This is a genomic window from Lactobacillus sp. M0390 (assembly GCF_016102085.1).
In the GTDB taxonomy this organism is placed as follows: Bacteria; Bacillota; Bacilli; order Lactobacillales; family Lactobacillaceae; genus Lactobacillus; species Lactobacillus apis.
Map to the genome: position 1 here is coordinate 16,852 of NZ_JACFPH010000003.1, position 23,009 is coordinate 39,860.

Annotated in this window: 20 protein-coding genes, 1 pseudogene and 1 CRISPR repeat array; of the genes and pseudogenes, 4 read left to right on the forward strand and 17 right to left on the reverse strand. The window is 36.7% G+C overall.

Annotated elements, in window-relative coordinates:
- Window positions 1-13: 13 nt before the first annotated feature.
- From H3R25_RS06470 to H3R25_RS06485, 4 genes are all read right to left on the reverse strand, one after another.
- Window positions 14-931: a magnesium transporter CorA family protein gene (locus tag H3R25_RS06470; protein ID WP_074426120.1), complete on the reverse strand. Its 918-nt coding sequence runs from the start codon at window positions 929-931 to the stop codon at window positions 14-16.
- Between the two features lie 136 nt (window positions 932-1,067).
- Window positions 1,068-2,378, reverse strand: a complete 1,311-nt coding sequence (locus H3R25_RS06475) for an extracellular solute-binding protein (protein ID WP_198194644.1) — start codon at window positions 2,376-2,378, stop codon at window positions 1,068-1,070.
- Between the two features lie 250 nt (window positions 2,379-2,628).
- Window positions 2,629-4,131 (reverse strand): FAD-dependent oxidoreductase, encoded by a 1,503-nt coding sequence (locus H3R25_RS06480; RefSeq protein WP_198194645.1) that lies wholly within the window; start codon window positions 4,129-4,131, stop codon window positions 2,629-2,631.
- An 11-nt stretch (window positions 4,132-4,142) separates the two neighbouring features.
- The gene (locus H3R25_RS06485) at window positions 4,143-5,390 is read right to left on the reverse strand and encodes an MFS transporter (RefSeq protein WP_198194646.1); all 1,248 of its coding nucleotides are present in this window, start codon (window positions 5,388-5,390) and stop codon (window positions 4,143-4,145) included.
- Between the two features lie 111 nt (window positions 5,391-5,501).
- On the opposite strand from H3R25_RS06485, the gene H3R25_RS06490 reads away from it, so the two are divergent.
- On the forward strand, window positions 5,502-6,413 hold the full coding sequence (locus tag H3R25_RS06490) for a LysR family transcriptional regulator (protein WP_198189015.1): 912 nt from the start codon (window positions 5,502-5,504) through the stop codon (window positions 6,411-6,413).
- A 57-nt stretch (window positions 6,414-6,470) separates the two neighbouring features.
- Here the strand turns inward: H3R25_RS06490 and H3R25_RS06495 are convergent, their stop codons facing one another.
- Genes H3R25_RS06495 through H3R25_RS06515 form a run of 5 tightly spaced genes read right to left on the reverse strand, consistent with a single transcriptional unit; the run spans window position 6,471 to window position 11,889 of the window.
- The gene (locus H3R25_RS06495) at window positions 6,471-7,784 is read right to left on the reverse strand and encodes an extracellular solute-binding protein (RefSeq protein WP_198194647.1); all 1,314 of its coding nucleotides are present in this window, start codon (window positions 7,782-7,784) and stop codon (window positions 6,471-6,473) included.
- A 49-nt stretch (window positions 7,785-7,833) separates the two neighbouring features.
- Window positions 7,834-9,129 carry an MBL fold metallo-hydrolase gene (locus H3R25_RS06500; RefSeq protein WP_198194648.1) on the reverse strand — a complete coding sequence of 432 codons (1,296 nt, stop codon included), beginning with the start codon at window positions 9,127-9,129 and terminating at the stop codon, window positions 7,834-7,836.
- Window positions 9,113-9,937, reverse strand: coding sequence for a carbohydrate ABC transporter permease (locus H3R25_RS06505; RefSeq protein ID WP_109715108.1), 825 nt, complete (start codon window positions 9,935-9,937; stop codon window positions 9,113-9,115). The genes H3R25_RS06500 and H3R25_RS06505 overlap by 17 nt, the downstream gene beginning before the upstream one ends.
- Window positions 9,938-10,804 (reverse strand): carbohydrate ABC transporter permease, encoded by an 867-nt coding sequence (locus H3R25_RS06510; RefSeq protein ID WP_046306029.1) that lies wholly within the window; start codon window positions 10,802-10,804, stop codon window positions 9,938-9,940.
- Window positions 10,804-11,889 (reverse strand): ABC transporter ATP-binding protein, encoded by a 1,086-nt coding sequence (locus H3R25_RS06515; RefSeq protein ID WP_198194649.1) that lies wholly within the window; start codon window positions 11,887-11,889, stop codon window positions 10,804-10,806. Before H3R25_RS06515 ends, H3R25_RS06510 begins: the two co-directional genes overlap by 1 nt.
- 840 nt (window positions 11,890-12,729) lie before the next feature.
- Between H3R25_RS06515 and H3R25_RS06520 the strand changes: the two genes are divergently transcribed.
- On the forward strand, window positions 12,730-13,554 hold the full coding sequence (locus tag H3R25_RS06520) for a helix-turn-helix domain-containing protein (protein WP_074425976.1): 825 nt from the start codon (window positions 12,730-12,732) through the stop codon (window positions 13,552-13,554).
- Between the two features lie 240 nt (window positions 13,555-13,794).
- Here the strand turns inward: H3R25_RS06520 and H3R25_RS06525 are convergent, their stop codons facing one another.
- The 5 genes from H3R25_RS06525 to H3R25_RS06545 all read right to left on the reverse strand — a co-directional run bounded on the left by H3R25_RS06525 (window position 13,795) and on the right by H3R25_RS06545 (window position 17,683).
- Window positions 13,795-14,682, reverse strand: coding sequence for a DNA/RNA non-specific endonuclease (locus tag H3R25_RS06525; RefSeq protein WP_109715105.1), 888 nt, complete (start codon window positions 14,680-14,682; stop codon window positions 13,795-13,797).
- Window positions 14,683-14,784: 102 nt separating this feature from the next.
- Complete coding sequence (locus H3R25_RS06530; RefSeq protein WP_198194650.1) at window positions 14,785-15,738, reverse strand: exonuclease domain-containing protein; 954 nt, start codon at window positions 15,736-15,738, stop codon at window positions 14,785-14,787.
- Between the two features lie 9 nt (window positions 15,739-15,747).
- Window positions 15,748-16,572 carry a Sir2 family NAD-dependent protein deacetylase gene (locus tag H3R25_RS06535; RefSeq protein ID WP_198194651.1) on the reverse strand — a complete coding sequence of 275 codons (825 nt, stop codon included), beginning with the start codon at window positions 16,570-16,572 and terminating at the stop codon, window positions 15,748-15,750.
- 13 nt (window positions 16,573-16,585) lie between these two features.
- Window positions 16,586-17,221 (reverse strand): DUF421 domain-containing protein, encoded by a 636-nt coding sequence (locus H3R25_RS06540; protein ID WP_101138703.1) that lies wholly within the window; start codon window positions 17,219-17,221, stop codon window positions 16,586-16,588.
- Window positions 17,222-17,233: 12 nt separating this feature from the next.
- Entirely contained in the window at window positions 17,234-17,683 is a 450-nt protein-coding gene (locus H3R25_RS06545; RefSeq protein ID WP_074426121.1) for a DUF3290 family protein, read from the reverse strand.
- A 277-nt stretch (window positions 17,684-17,960) separates the two neighbouring features.
- On the opposite strand from H3R25_RS06545, the gene H3R25_RS06550 reads away from it, so the two are divergent.
- On the forward strand, window positions 17,961-18,875 hold the full coding sequence (locus H3R25_RS06550) for a proline-specific peptidase family protein (protein ID WP_198194652.1): 915 nt from the start codon (window positions 17,961-17,963) through the stop codon (window positions 18,873-18,875).
- Window positions 18,876-19,063: 188 nt separating this feature from the next.
- Complete coding sequence (locus H3R25_RS06555) at window positions 19,064-20,317, forward strand: glycosyltransferase family 2 protein (protein WP_198194653.1); 1,254 nt, start codon at window positions 19,064-19,066, stop codon at window positions 20,315-20,317.
- A 107-nt stretch (window positions 20,318-20,424) separates the two neighbouring features.
- A CRISPR array of direct repeats spans window positions 20,425-20,988; the repeat unit is 36 nt; unit sequence GTTCTAATCATCATTGATTTAACAACCATCTAAAAC.
- 32 nt (window positions 20,989-21,020) lie between these two features.
- Here H3R25_RS06555 and csn2 read toward each other — a convergent pair.
- From csn2 to cas1, 3 genes and pseudogenes are all read right to left on the reverse strand, one after another.
- Window positions 21,021-21,674, reverse strand: coding sequence for a type II-A CRISPR-associated protein Csn2 (csn2, locus tag H3R25_RS06560; RefSeq protein WP_232354579.1), 654 nt, complete (start codon window positions 21,672-21,674; stop codon window positions 21,021-21,023).
- Between the two features lie 11 nt (window positions 21,675-21,685).
- On the reverse strand, window positions 21,686-21,991 hold the full coding sequence (cas2, locus tag H3R25_RS06565) for a CRISPR-associated endonuclease Cas2 (protein ID WP_187158499.1): 306 nt from the start codon (window positions 21,989-21,991) through the stop codon (window positions 21,686-21,688).
- A pseudogene (cas1, locus tag H3R25_RS06570) lies at window positions 21,969-22,885 on the reverse strand (type II CRISPR-associated endonuclease Cas1). The gene cas2 and the pseudogene cas1 overlap by 23 nt, the downstream one beginning before the upstream one ends.
- Window positions 22,886-23,009: the final 124 nt, after the last annotated feature.

The window sequence follows — 23,009 nt, forward strand, 5'->3', positions numbered from 1 at the left end:
ATATCTACCTCAATTAAAAGAAGTGGTGTCGTTTCATCAAGATGATCAGCCAAAGCATTAACACAATTCCAATCAGCGAAATAAAAATCCAATCGGTTGAGCTATGACCTACCGGTAAACTTACGTTCATGCCATAAAAACCCGTTAGGATAGTTGGAATAGTCAGAACCAAAGACCAAACTGTCAAAAACTTCATCGTATCGTTCAGATTATTGTTCATCATATTATTGGATGTCGCAGACAAAGTTTGCGTAACCTGTTGCGAAATTTTGACCATTTCTGCGGACTGATTAGACTCAATTAAAACATCATCTAAGCGCTCACGAGCAGGTTTGGTAAAATCAAGTTCTGAAAGCTTCAAACTGTGAAGCATCATCAAATTGGTTTGGATTGAACTAGATAAGTAAACCAAACTTTTTTCAATATTAGATAATTCAACTAAGTCCCTATTGTCGATATCACCAGACAATTTTTGATCCAAAGTATTGCGCTGAACATCTAGCTGCGTAACTGCACGTTGGAAATACTGCGATAAAAACAGCAAAAATTTCATCAACAATTCGGTTACATCTTGTGCTAATGATAATTCGCGTCTCATTGCACGGTCATTAAACTCGTCAAACACATAACTAGTTGATTCTGTATGGAAGGTAAAAATGTTTTCTCCGGATACTAAAAAGGTTACCGGGTGAGCCGTAAAATGCTTGATGGTTTGTGTCGGCCAAATGGGCACATCATAAACAAGCAAGTGAATATGGGTGTGGGTGTCATAATCGTAGTGCGGACGTTCATGACGGTCGGAAATATAAGAGATCATATCGGGCGTGAAATTAAAATCATCTTGCAGTTTGTTACTATCTTCTTCACTCAAATTGCTGATATCATACCACTTATATTTAGTTTCTACCGGAAATCTTTGCTCTTTGATCATTTTCCCCATCCTTAGATTGGTTAGCTTTCTAGTTATAATGAAAGCTATTGATTTGCTTATCTTATCTTACCATTCCTTTGCAAAACGACAACTAAAAAAGCAGGCTAAAAAGCCCACTTTTTAATTATTTATATTTTTATTGTTTCCATGCAGCATCAAATTTTGTCTTACCAGTTTTAATTGCACTATTAACGTTACGGTCCTTTTGTGCAGCAGATAAAATTGATTGCATAATTGGATTTAATTGGCTAAATACTGCATTAGAATTTTTAATTACAGGCACACTGTATAGTGAGTTAGTTGACAGAATGTCCTCTAACTTAGCAGGTAACATAAATTCTTTATTTTCTTTATATTCAGCTGACTTTGTAGCGTCTTCATTAACTGGAATATAGCCGGTTTCTTTTGCCCACTTAATTTGGTTTTCCTTAGACGATAGGAACTTCATAAATTTGAATGCAGCTGCTTTTTCCATCGCGCTAGCGTGGCTAAACATGTAGATGTCAGTACCTTGTTGCATTGTGTATTTACCAGGACGAGCAGCCACTTCATATTTAAAGCCCTTCTTAGCAGCTTGCTTAATCCAAGTTTCGGTTGATGATGAAGTAACAAACATTGCTAGTTTTTGGTTAGTGAATGGTACATATAGGTACTTATCAGAACCAGGCATTCTGAAGTAACCTGCTTTTTCACCTTTTACGAAGTAGTCTAAAACGCGTGAAGATTCTTTGCCAGTAAAGTCAACTTTGCTGGAGAAGTTTTGGCCTTCATTTTTCATACCTAATACGTAGTAGTTGTTAAGGTTATCAAAACCTGCACCTACAACCTTGTGATTACTCTTTTGGTAAATTGTTTGTGCAGCCTGCTTTAATTCAGCATTAGTTGAAGGTACTTTAGTGATACCATACTTCTTCAACATGTCCGGATTGTAAATCAAAACTTCGATTGACTTGTTAAATGGAATACCGTATTGTGTGCCATTAATTTTGGCGCCGTCAAGCATCCCTTGCTTAATTTCTGATGCAGCAACGCTTCCCCAACCAACTTCTTTGTTATTAATGTAAGGAGTCAGGTTTACTAACATCTTATTCTTAGCAGCACTTTGAAGCCAACCAGGATATGCCTGGGTAATTGTTGGCAAGTTCTTTGGTGACTGCATTGTAGAAGTCAACTTAGCTTGCAAATTGTCATAATCGCCTTGTTGTTCAAGCTTAATTTTAATATTAGAATTTTTAGCTTCAAATTCTTTAGCAAGTTTCTTTAATGTAGTTTCTTGCTGACCTTGCATCCCATGCCAGAAAACAACAGTCGTTTTCTTGGTTACCTTCGGTATCTTATTTGTGTCAGAAGTTGAAGATGACGACGAGCCACCACTCGAACAAGCAGCAGTACCTACTAAAGCTAATCCTGCTACAGCTAATGCTGCCAGTTTTTTACCAAAATTCATTTTTGATTTTTCCTCCAAAATCGGTGTTTAATCAGCACGTTTTTTTGTCAATTATTTTATTCTTGTCTATTGTATAGCAGTAAAAGAAAGATTACAACAAAAACATTCGCTTTTATCTCGATATTAATCTGTTTTTGCAATTAAAGTTCGTTTTTGAAGCAATAAACTTGCTAATTAAGTTTTTTTGTTCTTCTTGATCAATTTTGGCAACAAAAAAGACTCGCCCTAAAAGGACAAGTCTTGTAAATTTCTATTCTGCTGCGTATTTACCAGCTAAGCGGCCAAAAGTTAAAGCATGGCTAGCAGTTAAACCAGGAACATGATCTGGGTAGATACCCCAGAAGAAACCGCCAGAGCAGTTACCAGCTGCATACAAGCCTTCAATTACCTTGTCTTGCTTGTTGATTACTTGCATCTTGGTGTTAACTCGCAGTCCATCGAGTGTAGCTAATAATCTACCCCCAACAATCGCCCCATAATATGGTGCCTTATTAACTGGCTCTAAACGATAGCTTTCTTTACCAAAGTCACTATCTTGACCTTTGCTTACCATTTCATTGTAACGGTCAACGGTCTTTTGCAAGTTTTCTTTTGGTAAACCTAACTTTTCAGCCAGCTCTTCGATTGTGTCAGCCTTTTGAACCAAGCCTTCGTTCAAACGATCATTTACTTCTTTACGTGCTTCTTCTCCAGTAAAGATTCCTGGGAAACCTAATCTTGAACAACCCAATGTATGATATTGCTTGAGGCTTTCATCACTCATTGTTTCTTCTGTCCAGATCATTGCACTTAAGTAACCAGGCTGTTTTGAAGCAGCTGTCATTTGGAATTGATATGGTGCACTTTCGTTAAAGAAACGTTCACCATTTAAGTTAACTTTTAGCATTGGATAGGAACCTAGCCATAAGTAACCTGGATCATCAGGCGGAGTCAAGTCAACTTCATAGAAGTCTTCCGCATTTGTTCCAACTGGAACTGCACCACGGTTGAACACAATTGAAGCAGGTTCTTCATCTTTAACGGCGCCTACTTTCAAAGCAGCTACAATTCCTGAGCCATCGTCTCTTTGACTATCGGTATAAACGTTTGTCTTTAAGCCAAGTGGATTCCATTTTTGCATTAGTGCTTGGTTAGAACCGTAACCACCAGTACATAGGATTACGCCTTTACGAGCTCTAAAAGTTGAAGTCTTCTTCGATTTCATGTTTTTCACAACTAAACCGACAACCCGACCATTTTCAACAATTAGTTCTTCTAGTTTTGTATGCCAAGCAAATTTTGCACCGAGCTCTTCTGCCTTAGCAATTACCCAATTACCGTAACCCATTTGCCAGTACTTACCGTCAGGCGCTGTTGCTTCATTTCCTGTAGGAAAGGCACGGTTACGTTCAGTTTCGTAATGCGCATCTGGCGTTGCCTTAATGTATGCACCATGGGGTTGCAAAACTTCATCATCGAGCCAATCAACCATTTCTGAACTGTTGTCTGCCCAAACGTTTAATAAACGCTGATCAACGTTTCCTTGGTTAAAAGTAGAAATAAAGTTAACTAATTCGTTACGGTCGATTTCAACACCGGCCTTCTTTTGTGCTTTACTGTGAATTGCAGCAATCGTTTCGCGGTATAAATAGCCAGCACTGCCCATTTTATCAATGACCAAAACCTTGGCACCTTTTTCGGCAGCAGCCGCAGCGGCCATTCCACCAGCGTTACTTGCACCAACAACGATTACATCATATTCTTGGTTGTTCATAAAAATACTTCCTAACTATGTGACTGATCAAAGTGATTTTTAGCAATAACGGCTACTAAGGCCATAATTACTACAGTGATAATTGCAAAGAAAATGTACACCGCAACAAAGCCGCCCATTTTTTCCGCAATCAAGTTATTAACTGGCATTGCGAATGCACCAATTAAAAAGGCAATTGAGTTAATATAAGAAAATCCTTTAGCAAATGCTCTTCTACCTAAAGCTGCAGTTGCAATTGTCGTAATACCAGTTCCGAGATATACATAGAAAACATCATTAATCCCTGCGCTGAAGATTGCCAAGCCAGCAGAACGAGTATTGGTGGCAATGATTAATAGTGCATAAGAGATAACTGCCAACAAAAGCCATGCTAAACTTGCTTTTTCTGCTCCATACTTATCACAAGTTGAACCAACTAATGGATTGAGGAAAATATCAAATAGCATTGCTGAAGTAACCATGAAGCCGCCCGCAGCACCATCAAAGCCTGCAGAAACAGCGTAAGTTGGAAACATCTGATTTAAGACAGCTGGGAATTGTAACAAAATTACGATTACTAATAGAATCCAAAAAGTTGCTGACTTGAAGAGTTCATGATTAGAAACAGGTTTAACCGTTTCAGCTGCGTCGGTTTGTGCCGTCTGTTCATTAAAGCCATATGGCTTACGTCCTTCTTTTTCAGGTGAGAAGTTAACACCAAATAAAGCACAAGGCACACTTAAAACGGCTACAATCATAGCTAAAATTGTTAAGCTGCTTTGCCAACCAACCTTTTCAATTAAAACTGATAAAATTGGGCTCATGATTCCTTGGAAAACAGAAGTAATTGCCCAGCAAAGTCCAACCGCAAAACCTGCTTTTTCCGCAAACCAGTTATCAAGCAAAATACCAACTGGTGTAAACGACATAAATGAAATCGCAATCCCGATAATGATGGCAATAATGAAAAAGAGCCAAATATTGGTAAAATGCGGCATCATAATTAAGCTGACTGCAACTGCCAAACTGGCAACTACATATAACAAGCGATTGTTTACCTTAGCCAAAATTTTGGGAACATTTGGTGTCATCACAGCCATTGTTAAAACCAAAACTGTGTAGTAGTAAGATAAGGTTGAAACCTGAGTATGTAGAGCTTGGCTTAATGGAGCTAAAAATGAACCCATTAAAACCATACTTGAGCCCAAACATGCTGCAGAAATCAAACCTATGCAGCACATAACTACCCAGGGCCTAATATTCCTTTTTTGATTATTCATCAAAATCACCTCTAAATACTAATTCTTGAATACAGCTTGATATTACATCAATAATGAGGGTGTGATAAACTGAAAACCGAATGGCATAATGACAAAAAGGAATATTAAATCATGAATTCAACTCAGGTGAACTGTTTTTTAACTTTGGCTAAAACACTAAACTTCACGCAAACTGCACAAAAAATGTACCTCTCACAATCAACTGTTTCTAAAAACATCAAGAACTTAGAAAAGGAATTACAGGTAAAGCTCTTCAAACGTGGCTATCACCAAATAGCATTAACCGATAAAGGAAAGATTTTTTATAATCAAATGGTGCTTTCCACGGCTGAAATTAACGACACAATTATTAATCTGCGCCAAAGTAGCGCCATTATGCGTCCTAAAATCAAGATGGGCTACACAGATCTGCCCTTTGAAAAAAAGTGGTTACCTGTTGCACTAAGACTAATCAATACGCAGACTAATCTTGAGCTAAAGCCTTTTTTCGTTGATCCTGGTCAAGAACACAATATCAACAAGCTGATTTGCGATGGGACAATTGATTTGATGCTCATGCAAAAAGATATTATTAACGAAAAGGATGAAACGCATTACGTCGAAGTATTACAAAAAGGCTTTTCCGTTGTTGTTCCGCAGGGTGACAGTCTTTTTATTAAAAACAACATTGATTTTAGCGACTTGGCTAACCGCCAAATTTATTTGTGGAATGGCCACGATAATTTTCCTGCAATTGAAAGTCTAAAATTTAGTTTACAAAGTAGTCCCTACGACATTAACTACCAAGAGGAAATTGACTCCTCGGTCTTAATCGCGTATGTCCGAGCAAAAATGGGAATTGGCATAGTCCCTAGCATTTTATACAACAAAGACGATACCGATCTGCGCTATATTCCCTTAAAAACAGATCAAAAATTGTCTTATGGTATTTTGTCGCTAGTCAACTCAGAAAAAAGAGCTAACATCAACATAGTCAACAAGTACATTGCACAGGCCATTAATATTTCAAAAACGCAGTGGTAAAGCAAAAAAGGATTCGTCATCAAGACGAATCCTTTTTATAATCTTGCTATTTAGTTTTTATTGCTTCCAAGCAGCATCAAATTTTGACTTGCCTGTGTTAATTGCATTATTAACATTTTGTTTCTTTTGTGCAGCAGCGAAAATATTTTGCATAATTGGGTTTAATTGACCATATGCAGCTCCAGCGTTCTTAACAACAGGAACACTGTAGAGGTTCTTCATTGCGTCTTCCAATTTAGCTGGTAACTTAATCTTCTTGTTGTCTTTGTATTCAGAAGATTCTGCAGCAGCATTGTTAACTGGGATGTAACCAGTTGCGTTTGCCCATTTAAGTTGGCTAGTCTTTGAAACTAAGAACTTGATGTACATGAATGCAGCAGCCTTTTGATCAGCAGATGCGTGGTTAAACATGTAGATATCAGTACCTTGTGACATAGTGTATTTGCCAGGACGTGGAGCAACATCGTAAGTAAACTTGTTGCCTACACCTTGCTTAACAAAACCTTCACCAGCTGAAGTACCGATGTACATTGCAACTTTTTGGTTAGCGAATGGTCCTGATAGGTAGTGCTCTGAACCAGCTACTCTGAAGTAACCATCCTTGATACCATCAGCATAGTAGTTGATAACTTTCTTAGAAGTTGCACCAGCAAAGTCAATCTTGCTTGAGAAATCTACGCCTTCATTCTTCATACCTAAAGTGTAGTAGTTTGATAATGAGTCAAAACCAGCACCAACAACTTTATGGTTACTCTTTTCATAAATTGTCTTAGCATCCTGCTTCAATTCTTCCATTGTAGCAGGAGCTTTCTTGATACCGTATTTCTTAAACATGTCAGCATTGTAAGTTAAAGTTTCAATTGACTTGTTAAATGGAATACCGTATTGAGTTCCGTTAATCTTAGCACCATCTAAAAGAGCGGTTTTAATATCAGAAGCCTTAGCACTTCCCCAACCAACTTCTTTGTTGTTAATGTATGGTGTCATATCTACCAACATCTTATTCTTGGCTGCAGTTTGTAGCCAATCAGGATAAGCCTGTGTAATTGTTGGCAAATTGTTTGGTGACTGCAAAGTTGAATTAATCTTAGCTTGCAAGTCATTGTATTGACCTTGGTTTTCCAACTTAACCTTGATCTTAGGATTATCCTTTTCGAATTCCTTTGTTAATTCCTTTAAGGTATCCTGTTGTACCCCGGTCATTCCGTGCCACAAAGTAATAGTGGTATTCTTCTTAACCTTGGTAATCTTAGATGAACTGCTAGATGATGATGACGAAGAAGAATTGCTTCCGCCATTAGAACAAGCTGCAGTACCTACTAGTGTCAAACTAACTGCAAAAGCGGCAGCAAGCTTTTTACTAAACTTCATTTGGTAAACCTCCCAAAAAATAAAAACTAAACAACAATTTTTTGATTAACTAAAGCGTAATAGTTTGATTGCGCTTCGGTAAAATCCGTTCTCCAAATGGGTTCTCTTCCAGCTCCGGATGCAATGTGTGCACCGGAATTAAGGTTGCTGGTTGAACCTCCTTAATAATTTCCTTGAGTTCTTTTTCATCTGCGTGACCGGAACAACGCAAGCCTTTGAACTCAATCTTTTTATCTGACAAAGCTTGCAGGAAAGGCTGATAAGCTGGATCAAAATCACCCAGCGGCTCAGCGTTTGAGTGGATGTATAATCCACCTTCCTGTAAGTCAGTATAATTACCAACTGCTTGCCAGAGGTATGCATGACTGTCATTTAGCAGTTCCTGATAAGAAACTGCTAGTTCCGGTTGCAAATCTGCAAATTTCTCTTCCCCTGGCAAGTAATAGTAATCAAAGTCCTTGCCCAAGCTTTCCTTGAGCAAGTGCGCTCTTTGCGCATGCAAAACAACGCGGCGCGGTGAATCTGCAATAATGCGCAAGAGTCGCTCAACATTAGTAGAATAAGTATTAAATGTAATCTGCCGCTCAGGATTGTCTTTTTGCAATTCAACAAATTGAGCAGTCAGTTCATTTTCATTCTTTGGACCAGTGAATTCTTCACTTGATTGATCGTGTTTTTCTTCAGGCCAAGAAACACCGGTACCTTCAATAATCAGGGCATCACAGTTCTTAGCGGCTGCCAAAAATTCGTGTACCCAGTCAGGGTGATAACCGTGTAAGCGAATATCACCAGTATATGCAATTCGCTTATCTGGAGTAGTAATAATTAAACCTGTTGCACCATAAGCATCGTGGTCACTCGGCCAAACTTCAAGCGTAATATCACCTACTAGAATTGGCTTGCGGTACTCCGCTGCAATAATTGGTCGAACGTAGCTTGCTTCATGACCAGCAGCTGGTAATAAAAAGTCACCGTGTTCGTTTAAAGCTGGCATCATCTTGGCAGTAAGTGGGCCTGCATATAGCGGAATCTCAGGTGCCAAGAAATTCATTGCTTTACTATGATCAAGATGCAAGTGTGACATATAGGCAGCAGCATGTTCCCAGCGTTGATGATCAATTGGCTTTCCAGTAAGTTCAGGATCGTAAAAGTTAGGAACATCACCAATCAACTGATTTTCAATCAAAGTTTGATATTTTTCATCAGGCAAATCTAATTCAGGACGATATACTTCACCTAAATCAAACAAAACATGTGATTTGTTATAAGCCACTTCGATCATTGGTCCGCCAATAGTTGTTAGACCATTATAAAAAGTAATAGATGTCTTAGCCTTTGATGTCATTACGTACTACTCCCTTAATAATCCGTTTTCTAAAGATGAAATACAAAATTAAAATCGGTAAAACAGTCAGTGTTGCAGCTGCTAGTTGCAATTGGGTTTCGCTACCAGCATCAGAAGCAAAGGCAGACAGACCGTTGTTTAACAGTCTCATCGTGTCTTCGTTAGTAACAAGTAATGGCCACAAGAATGAGTTCCAGCCTGAAATAAAGCTCAACAAACCAACTGTAAAGAGACCACTCTTTGACATTGGTACCAAAATTTTCCAAATGTAATCCCAGTCGCTTGCGCCATCAATCATCGCCGCTTTGTAAATCGTGGTTGAAATTGAGCCAAAATAACTTTGTAAATAGTACATGTAGAAAATTGACGTTAGGAATGGCAAAACCAAACCAATATAGGTGTTAAGTAAGCCGAGATGAGCAATTGTATTATAGTTAGTAAAAATAATTGCTTCACCTGGAACCATCAAAAGAGAAAGCATCACCATCTGGATGACACCCTTACCCTTGAAGCGCAGGTTAACCATTGCAAAGGCACCAAGTAGTGAATTAAATAGACTAACTACAGTCGTAACTGTTGCTGTCAAAACTGTGTTAAAGAAGTAGCGGCCAAATGGGGCTCTAGCAAAAACCTTTGCATAGTTGGACCACTCAAAGTGGTGCGGAATTAATGTTGGAGGAATTGATGTTGTTTCCTGAAAGTTCATCAATCCGCCTAGTATCATGTAAATGAATGGAAAAACGGTGATGAAAGCAAAGATGAATAAGATAATATAGCTGAAGACAACACCTAAACGAATCTTTTTCATTTAATTTTCTCCTATCTTTTTCATCATCTTACGTTGTAAGAATGTTGCAAATAAGATAATCAGGAACAAGACAACCGTCGCTGCCATTGCAACCCCTGGAGTACCCACTGTTTGGAACTTATTGTAAATGTAGAACACAGCAGTGGTTCCGGAGTTACCAACACCAGCTGCACCATTAAACAGCGCATAGACTGATGTATAAATCTTGAAGGCACCAATGATATTCATTGTCAGCAAAAAGGCAATTGTTGGAACAAGTTGTGGCATTGTAATTCGCCAAAACTTATCTTTGCCACTAGCACCGTACATATCAGCAATCGTGTAGAAGTTAGGATCAATGTTCCTAAGTGCACCCATCAGAATAACAATATTGAAGGCCAAAGAAGACCAAATACCGAAAATAATAATGGTTGTTAAAGACATTGCTGGATCATCAATCCAATCTGGCGCTGGCAAGTGTACAGCCCGTAGCAAAAAGTTCAACATTCCGTAATCGCCGTTGAAAATGTAACGGAAGACAATTCCGATTGCAATCGTTGACGTTACATATGGCATGAAAAAGGTGGTTTCAAACAATGCCTTATGTTTAACTTTGTCAAAAATGATCCAAGCTAGCATGATTGAAATTGCTAGACCAACCGGTACCGAAATTACGGCATAGAGTAAGGTGTTTTTAATTGCCAACCAAAATTCAGGATCACTAAAAATGTATTTATAATTATTGAATCCAGTCCAAGTTAAATCGATTAGTGATCCACTTTGGAAACTCATGCCAAAGGCACGTAAGATAGGATAAATACTGAATAAAGTTACAAAGATAATTGTTGGTGCTAAATACAGCCACGCTTTTTTCTGATTGGTCTTCATTAGTAAACCCGCTCCCCATCAGGTGTAAATAGAAATACACGGTCAAGTCTCATCTTAAGGTTAACTTGATCACCATGATTAACTGGTACTTCAAGACTAATCAAAGAGCGCGCTTGAGAGTCATCATGTGTAAATTTTAGTATACGTTCTCGACCAATTAACTCGACATCATCAACTTTCACGTTAAGAATGCCGTCTGAAGCAGGAACAATGTTTTCAGGGCGAACGGACAATAAGTATTCACCGTTAGGAATTGAGCGTTTAAAGCGTGATTCATCTAAATCAGCTAATTTGATGGTGAAGTCAGTTCCCTGCAATTCATTATCGGTCTTTGTTACCTTAAAGTTGTCAATTACGGGGTTGCCAACAAAGTTAGCAACAAAATAATTGTTAGGCTCTAAATAGAAGTTTTCACCCAAGTCATCTTGTTGAATGACACCATCATTAAATAAAATAATTTTATCACCAATTGATAAAGCTTCTTCTTGATCGTGGGTAACAAATAAGGTTGTAATACCAACTGATTTAACCAAAGAACGAATTTCTTCACGAATCTTCAATCTCAATCTGGCATCAAGGTTACTCAAAGGCTCATCCATCAGAAGAATCTTAGGTTCTTGAACTAACGCACGCGCAATCGCTACTCGCTGCTGCTGTCCACCAGATAAATTACCAGGCTTTTGATCAGCTAATTCAGTAATCTGCGTTAATTCCATATACTTTTCGGCAATTTTTTGCGCCTCAGGTTTAGACTTTTTATTTTTGCCTACTATTAAAGGAAACATTACGTTTTGCAAGACTGTCATATGAGGATACAATGCGTAGTTTTGAAAAACGTAACCAATATGTCGGTCCTTAGGCTCGACATTTACTACTGACTTCCCGTCAAAAAGAATTTCACCTGAAGTTGGATTAAGCAAACCAGCTAAAATATTCAGAATGGTTGTCTTCCCACAGCCAGAAGGTCCTAAGAGACAAACCAAATCACCTTTTTTAACAGAAAAGCTGACGTTTTTGATTGCTTCATGTCCATTATCGTAAACTTTTCTGAGATTTTTCACTTCAACGAATTTGTTGTTATCCATTAATCTGCACCACTATATCTTGTATTGCTTAAAGTTTTTCTTCACTAATTTTATGATAAAAACTAGCTGAATACAACTGGTTTTGTCTAATAAAAATTCGTACTTCAATAAAAAAGCACTTGCTTTTTCTTTCAATATTCGTTTTTATGGCTAAAACTACAAATTATTGACGCCGAATCATTCATAATGTTCTGCTTTTGTTAATCTTTCGATTCAACCTAATTGTTAACTAGACTTGCCAAGTCAACTTTGAAGCAATTTTTCCATAAAATGCTTTTTTAATCCGAATATTAATTTTATCTTTTTTCACCTAATTCAGTTAATTAGGTATTTATATATATAAAATAAATTAAGGATAATATCATCTTTGACTGCATACAAAAAGCACACTCCCATGACTGTCGTTAGGAATGTGCTTTTATATCATGCATTTAAAAAATGCACTCAATAAACCCACTACAATATTTCATTCTATAGCTTACTAATAACTACAAAATAATCTGCTTGTCTACGATGTTATTGAAAATATAGTTTTGCATTTGCAATTTAATTAGTATGAACTATTAAATGAAGTTTAACTTACTCAATTCGGCATCATTACTTTAGAATAGTGCTGCTAAGCAGCCAAATAAGAAAATAAAGTTAGAAATCATTTTTCCCCTTCTTTCTGTGAAACCTATAAGTTTTAAAGAATACATATATTCATCATTTATTCATAAAGTGATGATAATATATCCCTTACAATTAAATAATAGTACTAACTAAAGATTAGTTTAGTGAATTGTTGGCTTATTTCACATTAACCTTATTCAGATAAGCCATTGAAAGGGGTAACTTGCAGTGAAATCTTTCGGGGAAACAATAAAAGGAATCAGAACGGCGCGCGGTATTACCCAATCTGAGTTAGCTGGCTCTTTAATTAATCGAACCACGCTCTCTAAAATCGAAAATTCATTTGAAGAACCTTCTTATGAAAATGCAACAAAATTGATCAAACGATTGGGCATCACCCAAATTGAATTTGATTACATAAGAAACGATTATCAGTTTAATGCCAAAGAACAAATTATTTTTGATCTTTTCAATATTGCCTATAATTCTGAAGTTAATAAAATAGCTTCTTTGCTTAACCGCTGTGAGCAATTTCCTAATGATCAGGAGATTCAAAAAATCAAAGTCATTCTAAAAGCATTTAATGCAAGCAGCTTACGCGAAGCACGTAGCTTAGTCATACCACTTTGGAAAAACCAGGTGTCCAAAACTGACAACTGGAATGTTCTTGATCTCTATTTACTGAACATGATTTTTTTCGTTTTTGACGATGACACAATGATTGGTATTTCAAATCGTGCTATTAAAACAATTGAAGAAAAATATCCATTTTTAAAATCGCTAGAAACCAATTTTGTTCTTAACAAAGCAGCAATATTGATGAACAGACAGAACTTTGATGATGCTGCAATGATATTAGTTAAAGCAATTACCTTGGCCAAAGCAACCTTTCGCTATGATAAATTACTAATGGCTAAAGGGCGACTCGCAATTTGCCAAAAAGATAAAAAAGAAGCACTTTATTGTTTAAAAGTGCTTAAAGAGATTGAAGCAGACGATGTCTATAATGGATTGAAAAATGAAATTGAGCAGTTTGATTCCCGCTTGTCTTAACGCGATTACAACAGACAAGACTAAAGACCGCTAATTTATTTAAGCAGTCTCTAGAAGGGTATATTTTTATTGTTTTTACAAAATAGAATTATATTTAGGAAAGCCGACTTTAATTTATCTGACTTTCCCCGTTGCCTATGCTAATCATCCTCCTTTACTCTAAATTCTAAGAGGGTGAATCACTACCATTTAAAAATGTTCCATTATTTCACATTTTGTGCGAAAAAAGCTTACTACATATTAGTAGTAAGCTTTTTGATTTTCATTTTTAACTTGTATTTCGCGGTTAACCTTTGCGCGTCCATTTTGATAATTGAACGAAAAACCAGGTTGAACATTGAACAAATAAACATTAAAGTCGAGTGTGCCGTCAGTTGAAACAGCCTGCAGGTTGATTCCTCGTGCCATTAGCTCCTCGCCACGAAATATTGGCGTAGCCTGATAGATAACTCGCTTATTTTCTCTTAGTGCTTTTCGCACCCTACTTTCAAAAATAGTTTGAACCCTTTGGTTTGAATAAGCCGACTGCGTAAATAAATTTTTAGGATTATTCTGATCACCGGAAAGATTACGTGGATTAAAATTACCCGCTTGATCAATTCCTGCGGAAACAGAATACGCAATTAGGTGCCCACGGTTATAAATTTGCGTCCCATTACGCCGATTGTAGTGCCAAGCTGTCGGTTGAACATATTGCTGAACTCGTAAGCTATCATTAGCAACATTTCTTTTTTCCAAAAAGGCAGTGTTCGAGCGAGAAGTCCGATTTAAACTATCTAAGTTTGCATAAATAACGCGGTTAACGCGCCATGCATTTTTAATTAACGTCGACTTATCATTATTCACTGTAATGTAGGCTTCATTGCCACTTTTAAAATCAAGCTTAGCTAATTTAGCGTAATCTTCCTGTGATAACCCACCATATACTTTGGCAGCTGGTTTAGCCTGATCAATTTTGTTTTTCTTAGCTGGTTCATTACGTCCAATACGTTCGATTGTTTGGTGTCCGCTAGGATCTGAGCCACCCTTGGTTGAAACAAACCACAACAAAAAAAGGATGATAATGACAATTGCCCAAAAATCACTACCACTAGTTTTTCTGCTTTGCCGTCTTCGCTTGCGAGCCATTTAGTCAGTCCCTTACTTAAATAATAACTAAGTATAGCCAATCGAACTGCTGTTTGCAACAAAGGTAAATAAAAAAGCAAAGATTGCTCTCTGCTTTTTACTTTAAGACCTAGCCCATTCATCAAGCATATTTAAGAAGTAACTTTCGGATAGTCGCTTAATCTTACTACCATTCTTATTGTATTCCTGAGCTTTCTGCCATGCCTCGTTGTTTTTACTGAAAAAGTGATCATCATCAATAATCAAATAATTGGTTTCCGGAGTGACAATGGTTTGGGCTTGGCCACCCATGTTATTAACCATTAAAGCTGCTTCATCATTATCCATGCCAATTCCATCTGCAAATGTGATCAGCTTGTTACTAATCGGATTGCGAAAGCCTAGTTCCCAGGCCTCAAGTTCTGCTTCAAGTAAGTCCATGTTTTTAATTTTACCTTGCGCTTCTGTAAGAAGTTCATCGGTGAAATGATCGCGAAAATCATCGTAAACCTTTTTGGTATCGATTGAATCAGCCAAGCCATGATGCTGCTCTTCTTCTGCAATCCCAGCACGCTGAATACAGTCTAGCAACCGGTTATGTTGGAACGGATAGTACGCACGTGCAAGTCGCAAAACATCAACATAGTCATTGTTTAATGCTGGCAAATGGAATTTTTCCGTCAAATCATATAAAAAGTTCAAGTCAAAGTTAACGTTATAGCCAATAATAATATCGTCGCCAATAAATTCGCGAAATTCAGTCATTGCTTCTTTAACAGGCACACCTTCGCTAAGTAAAAGCTCGGTGGTAATTCCGTTTAATTTAGTTATAAAGGCAGGAACCTTATTTGATCTTGGATAAACGACTAGCTTACTAAATTCTGCAACAATTTCGTTATTGCGCACCTTGACCGCACCCAGCTCAGTCACATGGTCACGATAGGGATTAAGTCCAGTTGTTTCAATATCAAGCATTGTGTAATCAGAAATAAAGCTTGGTTTTTCTTCGCCTTTCGCACGCAATTTATCCTGAGAACCCGTGACTTGCAAAACGCCATTTTTGACATAAATACTCATGCAATCTTCCTAATCTGTAACTAAAGCCTGCAATAAACTCGCAGTATCCGCATTTACGGCTGCACTTCTATCTTGAATGTCCAGCGGTAACATTTCTTGTTGATAATCTGCCGCTACGTAAGTCCATTGTGGGAATTGTTGAACCAGTCTGATGATTGGCTCAAATAATTGAGGGCTCGTTTCATCAACACCGAGCTCCAAAAAGACCACTTTTTCCTCTTCGTTCCCAGTTAAAAACCAGCGAAAACGAGTGTTAGCGTCTGTATCTGGGTAAAAGTGCTCGTTTAATGGCATATGAATCTCCATTGGTTGACCACACTGCTCACACTTCGGGACTAGCTTAGTTATGTCTTGATCACCTTGGTGGGCTGTCAGTATTTGCCGGACAACTTCTTGGTCACTTTTAGCACCATGATTAACGCCACTTGAGCATTGCATCATCGTCCAGTCACCAAACGCATTGAAGATTCGATTTTTATTGAAATCAGCTTGTTCAAAAAAATGTCCAAAAGTTGAGGTAGCAATAAAAAACTTTTTTTCGCCAATTAATTCACGCAGTTTTTTCATTGCTGGACTTGGAACATAATTAAGTGAATATTTTTCAATTAATTGACTCCAAAATAACCATTGTTCAGCCCAGGAATCAAACTTGTGATCAAGAGCATCCCCAATTGAATTCACATGATATTTACTAGCAACTTCCGGAAAATCTTGCTCAAAATTTTCTGTTCCCAGTAAATCAAGTCCTTCATTTTTTGCCATTTTATTGCCTGCAGTGACAATCACAACATCCGCATCGTTAAGCAATTGCTGTGCTTTATTCAGATTTTCCATTAATTACTCTTTCTTATTTTCGGTCATACCCCGTGAAAGAAACATGACCATCTTCAAAATCAGCTAAAAAGATATCACTAGGATCATTAAAGCCGGCTTTTTTCACTTCTTCTTTCAGCCAGTTTTCATCCTCATCAATAGATTCAAGCACATCTTGATTGATTTGACCATCATTTATTAAAGGAAAACGAACATTTTTCTCATCTGTTTTAATTACAGTCAATTGCCCATTCTTTTCAAAAATACAATTCTTTACTTTATCAACAGAATAGATTCCCTGGCTACGCAATTTAAACATTAACTCATTGGCAGAAATACCAGCTTTTAAGCAGTTTTTTACTAAAACTTGCCCATCCTTGATGATCTGAATTGGCTTACCATCAATTAAACTGCGAATAAAATTACTGTGCTCACGCGCAAACTTCAAAATAAAGACTACTAATGTCCAAACAATTAGTACTAGTAAAAACTGTAAAACGGAAATACTGGAATTATAGATTACACCACCGATAATCCCACCAAGAACATAGTTCTGGAGTTGATCAAGAGCAGTTGTTGGAGCGATATTGGTTTTACCAAAAACATTTATTTGAAAAATTAAAGTTAACACACCTAAAACGAATTTAATAAAGAGCTGCGTATAGTCCATCTCAATCTCCTCCTAATTCTTTATATCAACTTGATGATTAATCACATGCGCTTGTTTCAAAGAATAAGTGTTATTGTCATCATTTAGTTCTAACTGATAGTCAATATCTTTTGAGTTGATCCGTACTATCAAACCGTCTTGAAGTGTCGTCGAACTTACCAAAACATCACTGGTAGGCACTCCAAAGTCCTTGGCGACAGACTTAATAAACGGTGTAATTTGCTCTGATTGAGACTTAACCAGGTTGGTTTGAACATATTTTTCATATTGTGTGCCACCAAATAGCAGCAAGAACAATAATGCAATAATACCTAAATCACGGTAGCGGGTGTTAAACCGGTGCCGCAAATAGAGGACAGTAAAAGCAATCATAGCAACCGCCGCAACCGCAATTAGAATATACAAAATTGTTTTGTTAGTATTTTGATTCTGCTCAATATACTTAAGTGTATAAAAAGTCATAACATTCCCACCTTTTTTAAAAATAGCAGCTACCCAAAAGCAGGCAAGTAGTTGCGCTACAACTTCGTTTATGGCTTTATAATCAGCTTTTTACTAGCTAGCTGAGCACCTAAAGCCACCTAATTTAAGTATAGCAAAGACTCATCAGAAGTGATCGATTCAAGCTTGCTAGGTAAATTTAGTTCCAAAAGCATACTCTATTTCTTCTTGTCCTGTTTTGCTTTAACTCGTTATAGGCTAAAATAGAGATTGATTAATAAAAAGTAAGGAGAAAAACATGAAAACTGGATCCAAAATTATTACTTTAGACAACGGTTACCATCTTTGGACTAACACCCAAGGACAAGGCGACATTCATTTACTTTGCTTGCACGGCGGCCCTGGCGGTAACCATGAATATTGGGAAGATACTGCTGATCAACTTAAAAAGCAAGGTCTAGACGTTCAAGTAACAATGTATGACCAACTGGGATCACTTTATTCAGATCAGCCTGACTATTCCGATCCCGAAATCGCTAAAAAATACCTGACTTATGAATATTTCTTAGACGAAGTTGATGAAGTACGTGAAAAGCTCGGCTTAGACAACTTTTATCTAATTGGCCAAAGTTGGGGCGGTCTTCTTGTTCAAGAATATGCTGTCAAATACGGCAATCACTTAAAAGGCGCAATTATTTCTTCTATGGTTGACGAAATCGATGAATACGTTGCTTCTGTTAACCGCCGCCGTCAACAAGTTTTGCCACAAACTGAAATTGACTTCATGCACGAATGTGAAGAAAAAAATGACTATGACAACGCTCGTTATCAAGAGGATGTCAACATTTTAAACATCAATTTTGTTGATCGTAAGCAGCCTTCTAAGCTCTACCACTTAAATGATATTGGCGGAAGCGCAGTATATAATGCTTTTCAAGGTGACAATGAATTTGTTATCACTGGTAAACTAAAGGACTGGCACTTTAGAGACCAACTGAAGAAGATCACTGTCCCAGCCTTGTTAACTTTTGGTGAAGAAGAAACAATGCCAATCTCAACTGCTAAAACTATGCAAAAAGAGATTCCAAACTCACGTCTAGTAACAACTCCAGATGGTGGACACCACCACATGGTTGATAATCCAGATGTTTACTACAAGCATTTGGCTGATTTCATTCGTGAAGTAGAAAACGACACTTTTAAAGGTGAATAACTAGTAAAAATCAAGTAGAACTCTACTTGATTTTTATTTTAGCTATTAAGTCACATACACTATTTATTCTATATTTTTGTATATCAATTTAGTCTTAACTGATAAGTCATTTTCTAACTGATTTCTTAATAATGGTGGTAAGATGAACATGAAAAATAGTAACTGTTAAATAACAAGGAGCTGATAAAATGAGGTATTTTATAGCGGCTATGCTTATCATCAGTGGGTGTGCCTTTATTTTCGACTTGTGTTTTAGCCTTTACTTAACATTTAGTCAACATATTAAGCAAGAAAAATATCTTCGCTTTCAGCGTAAATTCAATACATTGCTTCTTTTAATCCCTGCAATGAATGAATATTCGACATTGAAGCGAGATATGCTAGGATTGCTTACATTACACGATAAATGCAAAGACTTTATTGACTTAAAACTAGTTTTTATAGACGATGCTTCGAGCGATGGCACTACAGAATTGCTAGATGAGTGGTCACAATCTAACCCTGAAAATCTCTACATTATTCATCGCGTTAAGCCTAATGCACAGCAAGGTAAAGGACCGGCCCTGCAGGACGCAATTAATCATCTGCTTAAAATGAATTTTCCTGTAAAACAAACGTTAGTTGGAATTATTGATGCAGATAGTCATTTTGATAGTAACTATTTACACCAAGTAGTTAATACCTTTGAAAATTCTAATTATGACTTGGTTCAAACACGCGTAGATGTCTATAACACCGTCGACAATCTGACGATTATGCAGAACTTTGAATTATCCGTTTACAATGGCTTGTTGCAAATGGCTCGTACTAATTGGGGCTCGGCTCTCGCATCAGGCAATGGACAATTTGTCACATTAACCATGGCGGAAAAAGTTGGTTGGTCTTCTTCTCTGCTTGAAGATTGTGAGTTTTCACTAAAGGGACTGTTAAGAGGTTATTATGGCACCTTCTTAAATACCGCTGCAATTAGACAAGAAGGTATCACTAATCTTGGCAAGCTAATCCGGCAACGCACAAGATGGTGTCAAGGTGGTCTGCAATGCCTAAAAATCTATGGTGGAAAAATTATCAAATCTGACCGGATGTCAGCTGGTGTTAAGGCCTTTATCCTATTATTTTTATTAGTGCCTTATATATCAGTTATCGTGGTTCCATCATCAATCGTGTCTGTTATAACGTTGATTGCTTATGCCAGATTCAATTTGGGGGCAAGCTTAGCGATTATCCTGACTCTGTTATTAACTGAATACACTATTAATGGTTTAATGATTAAAAAACAGTGGTTTGAAACTGGTTTTAGTACCGTTAACAACCCAATTGAGATTTTAAGAATCATTTTTAGTTTTGGTGTTTACCGCTGGTTATTATCATTTATCCCCTACCGATCAATTGGTAGAGAATTAATCGGCAATAATTCTTGGACCAAAACTAGTCATACTTAGACTTTATTTGGAAAAAAGAAAAGCGCGCTCTATCTGGCGCGTTTTTTCTTTATGTAATTGTACTATGTCATGGATTAATTCAATTAATTGGAGAAAGAAGTTTTTCGTTTCTAATCATCATTGATTTAACAACCGTCTAAAACTTTATATCAGATTCATCATAAGGTTGACTAGTTCTAATCATCATTGATTTAACAACCGTCTAAAACTAACTCTTGTTCAAGCTTAGACAGCTTGGCGTTCTAATCATCATTGATTTAACAACCATCTAAAACTAGGCTTACAAGATAACGTTAAGTATTTAGGTTCTAATCATCATTGATTTAACAACCATCTAAAACTCTAAGAAAATTATCCTTTGTAATGTCAGGGTTCTAATCATCATTGATTTAACAACCATCTAAAACTTTCCCTGTATATCCACTTTCATTAGGGTAGTTCTAATCATCATTGATTTAACAACCATCTAAAACAATTGCCATATCATTCGTAAAAGTAAACGGGTTCTAATCATCATTGATTTAACAACCATCTAAAACAATTGCTAGGCACTGTTAACGATACTAATAGTTCTAATCATCATTGATTTAACAACCATCTAAAACCTCGTTCCGTTTGATAGTATTCCTTGATTTGTTCTAATCATCATTGATTTAACAACCATCTAAAACCGATTTTTTATAATCAAATTTTAATATAGCGGTTAGTACCAATCGACTAGATCTTGATCTATATAATAACAAGTAATGTTTTTAGATATTTTCAAATTTTGAGGATTAATAAATTCAAGAAAAATCACACTTGAATTGACTTCCATAGCAAGATTAGCTACCTCTTGCCATTCCTGCTCATCAAAATAATGCGCTACATTACAAAATACAGGAATTGTCCCCAAATCATAATTCTGATGAATTTTTAGAACAGTTTCTATTATAGCATATGGATTGGTTAATACACTCCTATCAAAATGAATTTCCACCAATTTTAACAGCTTTTTCAAATCTTCGTTAAAGTCAATGTCTATCGGAAGATCTTCTAGTAAAAGTGAATCATGCAATACAGTCTCTAGGTTGTAATAAGCTTTAAAGACTTTATTTCTGTTTTCTTCGTCTATAGTCTTCGCATAGCTGTTAATTATAAGGGTTAAATATCTTTTCGATATGTCTTCACTGAGTAATGGGTCTCCCACGAAATCAAAAGTTTTAGTTATTTCTAGAGAATTAAAGTCTCTGTCGCTACAAAGCAGCAAATTGTTTTCTCCTTTAAATCCCTGAACTAAATCACGATATGCAATCGGACTTTGTAAAGTAATAACTGTCACTCCTGAATCTCGTAAATTCCACTTTTTGTGTGTCAAATATGACAGAATCATAAAATCACCGTCCGATCAGAAGTATTACGCACATCTTCGACGGGCTTTCCGACTAAGAAACGCATATCATTATATTGTTTCTCGGTTACCATTAGTGATTGAACCAGTCCGCCATGAGGCAAAAAATTTTCAACCCGCTTTTCTAAGAATTTTGCAGTCTGTCTAGTTACACAAACTCTTACATAAACAGAAAATTGTACCATTACGAAACCTTCATTAATTAGCTTCTTTCGAAACTGACGGTACTCTTTTCTTTCTTGAGCAGTTTCAGTTGGTAAGTCAAACATTATCATTAAGCGCATTATTCGGTACCTCATTAGTTAAACTCATCTCCATTTCTGGCAAGGCATTATTTTCATTATCACTTAGAAACTTCAAACATTCTCTTACATATGTTGTAATTGCATTAGTTAGAAGAGTTTTCTTACCATTAAAAATAATTTCTAAGCTTAAAAGTTCGACTAAACCATATTTTATATCCGGCGTTAATTCCTGCATCTTTTCGTGTGCCTTTACCCAATAATCGACAAACGGGCGAAAAGGTTCCATTAAGTCTGAAGCTAAATTAAATTGATTCTCATTTGAGCAATGATGAATGCCAAAGTAAGACAGGTAACCATTTACAGCAATTTCCCGTGTAAAACTTGAAAGTAAAATAGCATAACCATAATCTAAAGCCGCGTTTACCGCACTAGTATCTCGTCTAACAAAGTCTTTATTAAATAAAAGCATGAAATATTTACGTGCAGAACTTGCCTCACGAGTGGTCACGTCATTTAGTTCCAACTTATCTAACTCAGCTTGAACAGTATCTGTCTTTAATTGATAATTGCTCAAAACAGCAATTTGATTTTTAATTTTGGTGCTAACAATTTTAGTCCACAATAATTCTTTTTGACTTTGATGCCAATTAAACTGTAGTTTTAGTTTATTAGCATTACGTGCCCCAGGGTAATAATCAACCGCTTCGGTAACTGGATTATACTTTTCATCAACAAAAAAACTACTTCAGTTTGATTTTGAGCCAATTTACTAATTAATGCACTTGTAATCACTGCCTGCGTTGTTGAAACAAGTAGCAAATTAATATCTTCAATTGGAATTTGGTTAATGCCATCACGCGTTTGTACAATCATCATATTCATTGAGTAGGTTAACTTGGCATGTTGTGTGATAATGACTGATCTCCATCCCATACAATTCTCCTTGTATTTTCCAAAATAAATGTTAAGATGAAGTTGTTGGGTAGCTCCCAGCAACTAATCATTATTGATTTAACAACCAGATTTAAAATCAAGCGACATATCATTTAAGATATGA

Excerpts from the sequence above, each read along its gene's own strand:
- H3R25_RS06470 (WP_074426120.1), bottom strand. The coding sequence starts at position 931 with ATGATCAAAGAGCAAAGATTTCCGGTAGAAACTAAATATAAGTGGTAT.
- H3R25_RS06475 (WP_198194644.1), bottom strand. The coding sequence starts at position 2,378 with ATGAATTTTGGTAAAAAACTGGCAGCATTAGCTGTAGCAGGATTAGCT.
- H3R25_RS06480 (WP_198194645.1), bottom strand. The coding sequence starts at position 4,131 with ATGAACAACCAAGAATATGATGTAATCGTTGTTGGTGCAAGTAACGCT.
- H3R25_RS06485 (WP_198194646.1), bottom strand. The coding sequence starts at position 5,390 with ATGAATAATCAAAAAAGGAATATTAGGCCCTGGGTAGTTATGTGCTGC.
- H3R25_RS06490 (WP_198189015.1), top strand. The coding sequence starts at position 5,502 with ATGAATTCAACTCAGGTGAACTGTTTTTTAACTTTGGCTAAAACACTA.
- H3R25_RS06495 (WP_198194647.1), bottom strand. The coding sequence starts at position 7,784 with ATGAAGTTTAGTAAAAAGCTTGCTGCCGCTTTTGCAGTTAGTTTGACA.
- H3R25_RS06500 (WP_198194648.1), bottom strand. The coding sequence starts at position 9,129 with ATGACATCAAAGGCTAAGACATCTATTACTTTTTATAATGGTCTAACA.
- H3R25_RS06505 (WP_109715108.1), bottom strand. The coding sequence starts at position 9,937 with ATGAAAAAGATTCGTTTAGGTGTTGTCTTCAGCTATATTATCTTATTC.
- H3R25_RS06510 (WP_046306029.1), bottom strand. The coding sequence starts at position 10,804 with ATGAAGACCAATCAGAAAAAAGCGTGGCTGTATTTAGCACCAACAATT.
- H3R25_RS06515 (WP_198194649.1), bottom strand. The coding sequence starts at position 11,889 with ATGGATAACAACAAATTCGTTGAAGTGAAAAATCTCAGAAAAGTTTAC.
- H3R25_RS06525 (WP_109715105.1), bottom strand. The coding sequence starts at position 14,682 with ATGGCTCGCAAGCGAAGACGGCAAAGCAGAAAAACTAGTGGTAGTGAT.
- H3R25_RS06530 (WP_198194650.1), bottom strand. The coding sequence starts at position 15,738 with ATGAGTATTTATGTCAAAAATGGCGTTTTGCAAGTCACGGGTTCTCAG.
- H3R25_RS06535 (WP_198194651.1), bottom strand. The coding sequence starts at position 16,572 with ATGGAAAATCTGAATAAAGCACAGCAATTGCTTAACGATGCGGATGTT.
- H3R25_RS06540 (WP_101138703.1), bottom strand. The coding sequence starts at position 17,221 with ATGGACTATACGCAGCTCTTTATTAAATTCGTTTTAGGTGTGTTAACT.
- H3R25_RS06545 (WP_074426121.1), bottom strand. The coding sequence starts at position 17,683 with ATGACTTTTTATACACTTAAGTATATTGAGCAGAATCAAAATACTAAC.
- H3R25_RS06550 (WP_198194652.1), top strand. The coding sequence starts at position 17,961 with ATGAAAACTGGATCCAAAATTATTACTTTAGACAACGGTTACCATCTT.
- H3R25_RS06555 (WP_198194653.1), top strand. The coding sequence starts at position 19,064 with ATGAGGTATTTTATAGCGGCTATGCTTATCATCAGTGGGTGTGCCTTT.
- cas2 (WP_187158499.1), bottom strand. The coding sequence starts at position 21,991 with ATGCGCTTAATGATAATGTTTGACTTACCAACTGAAACTGCTCAAGAA.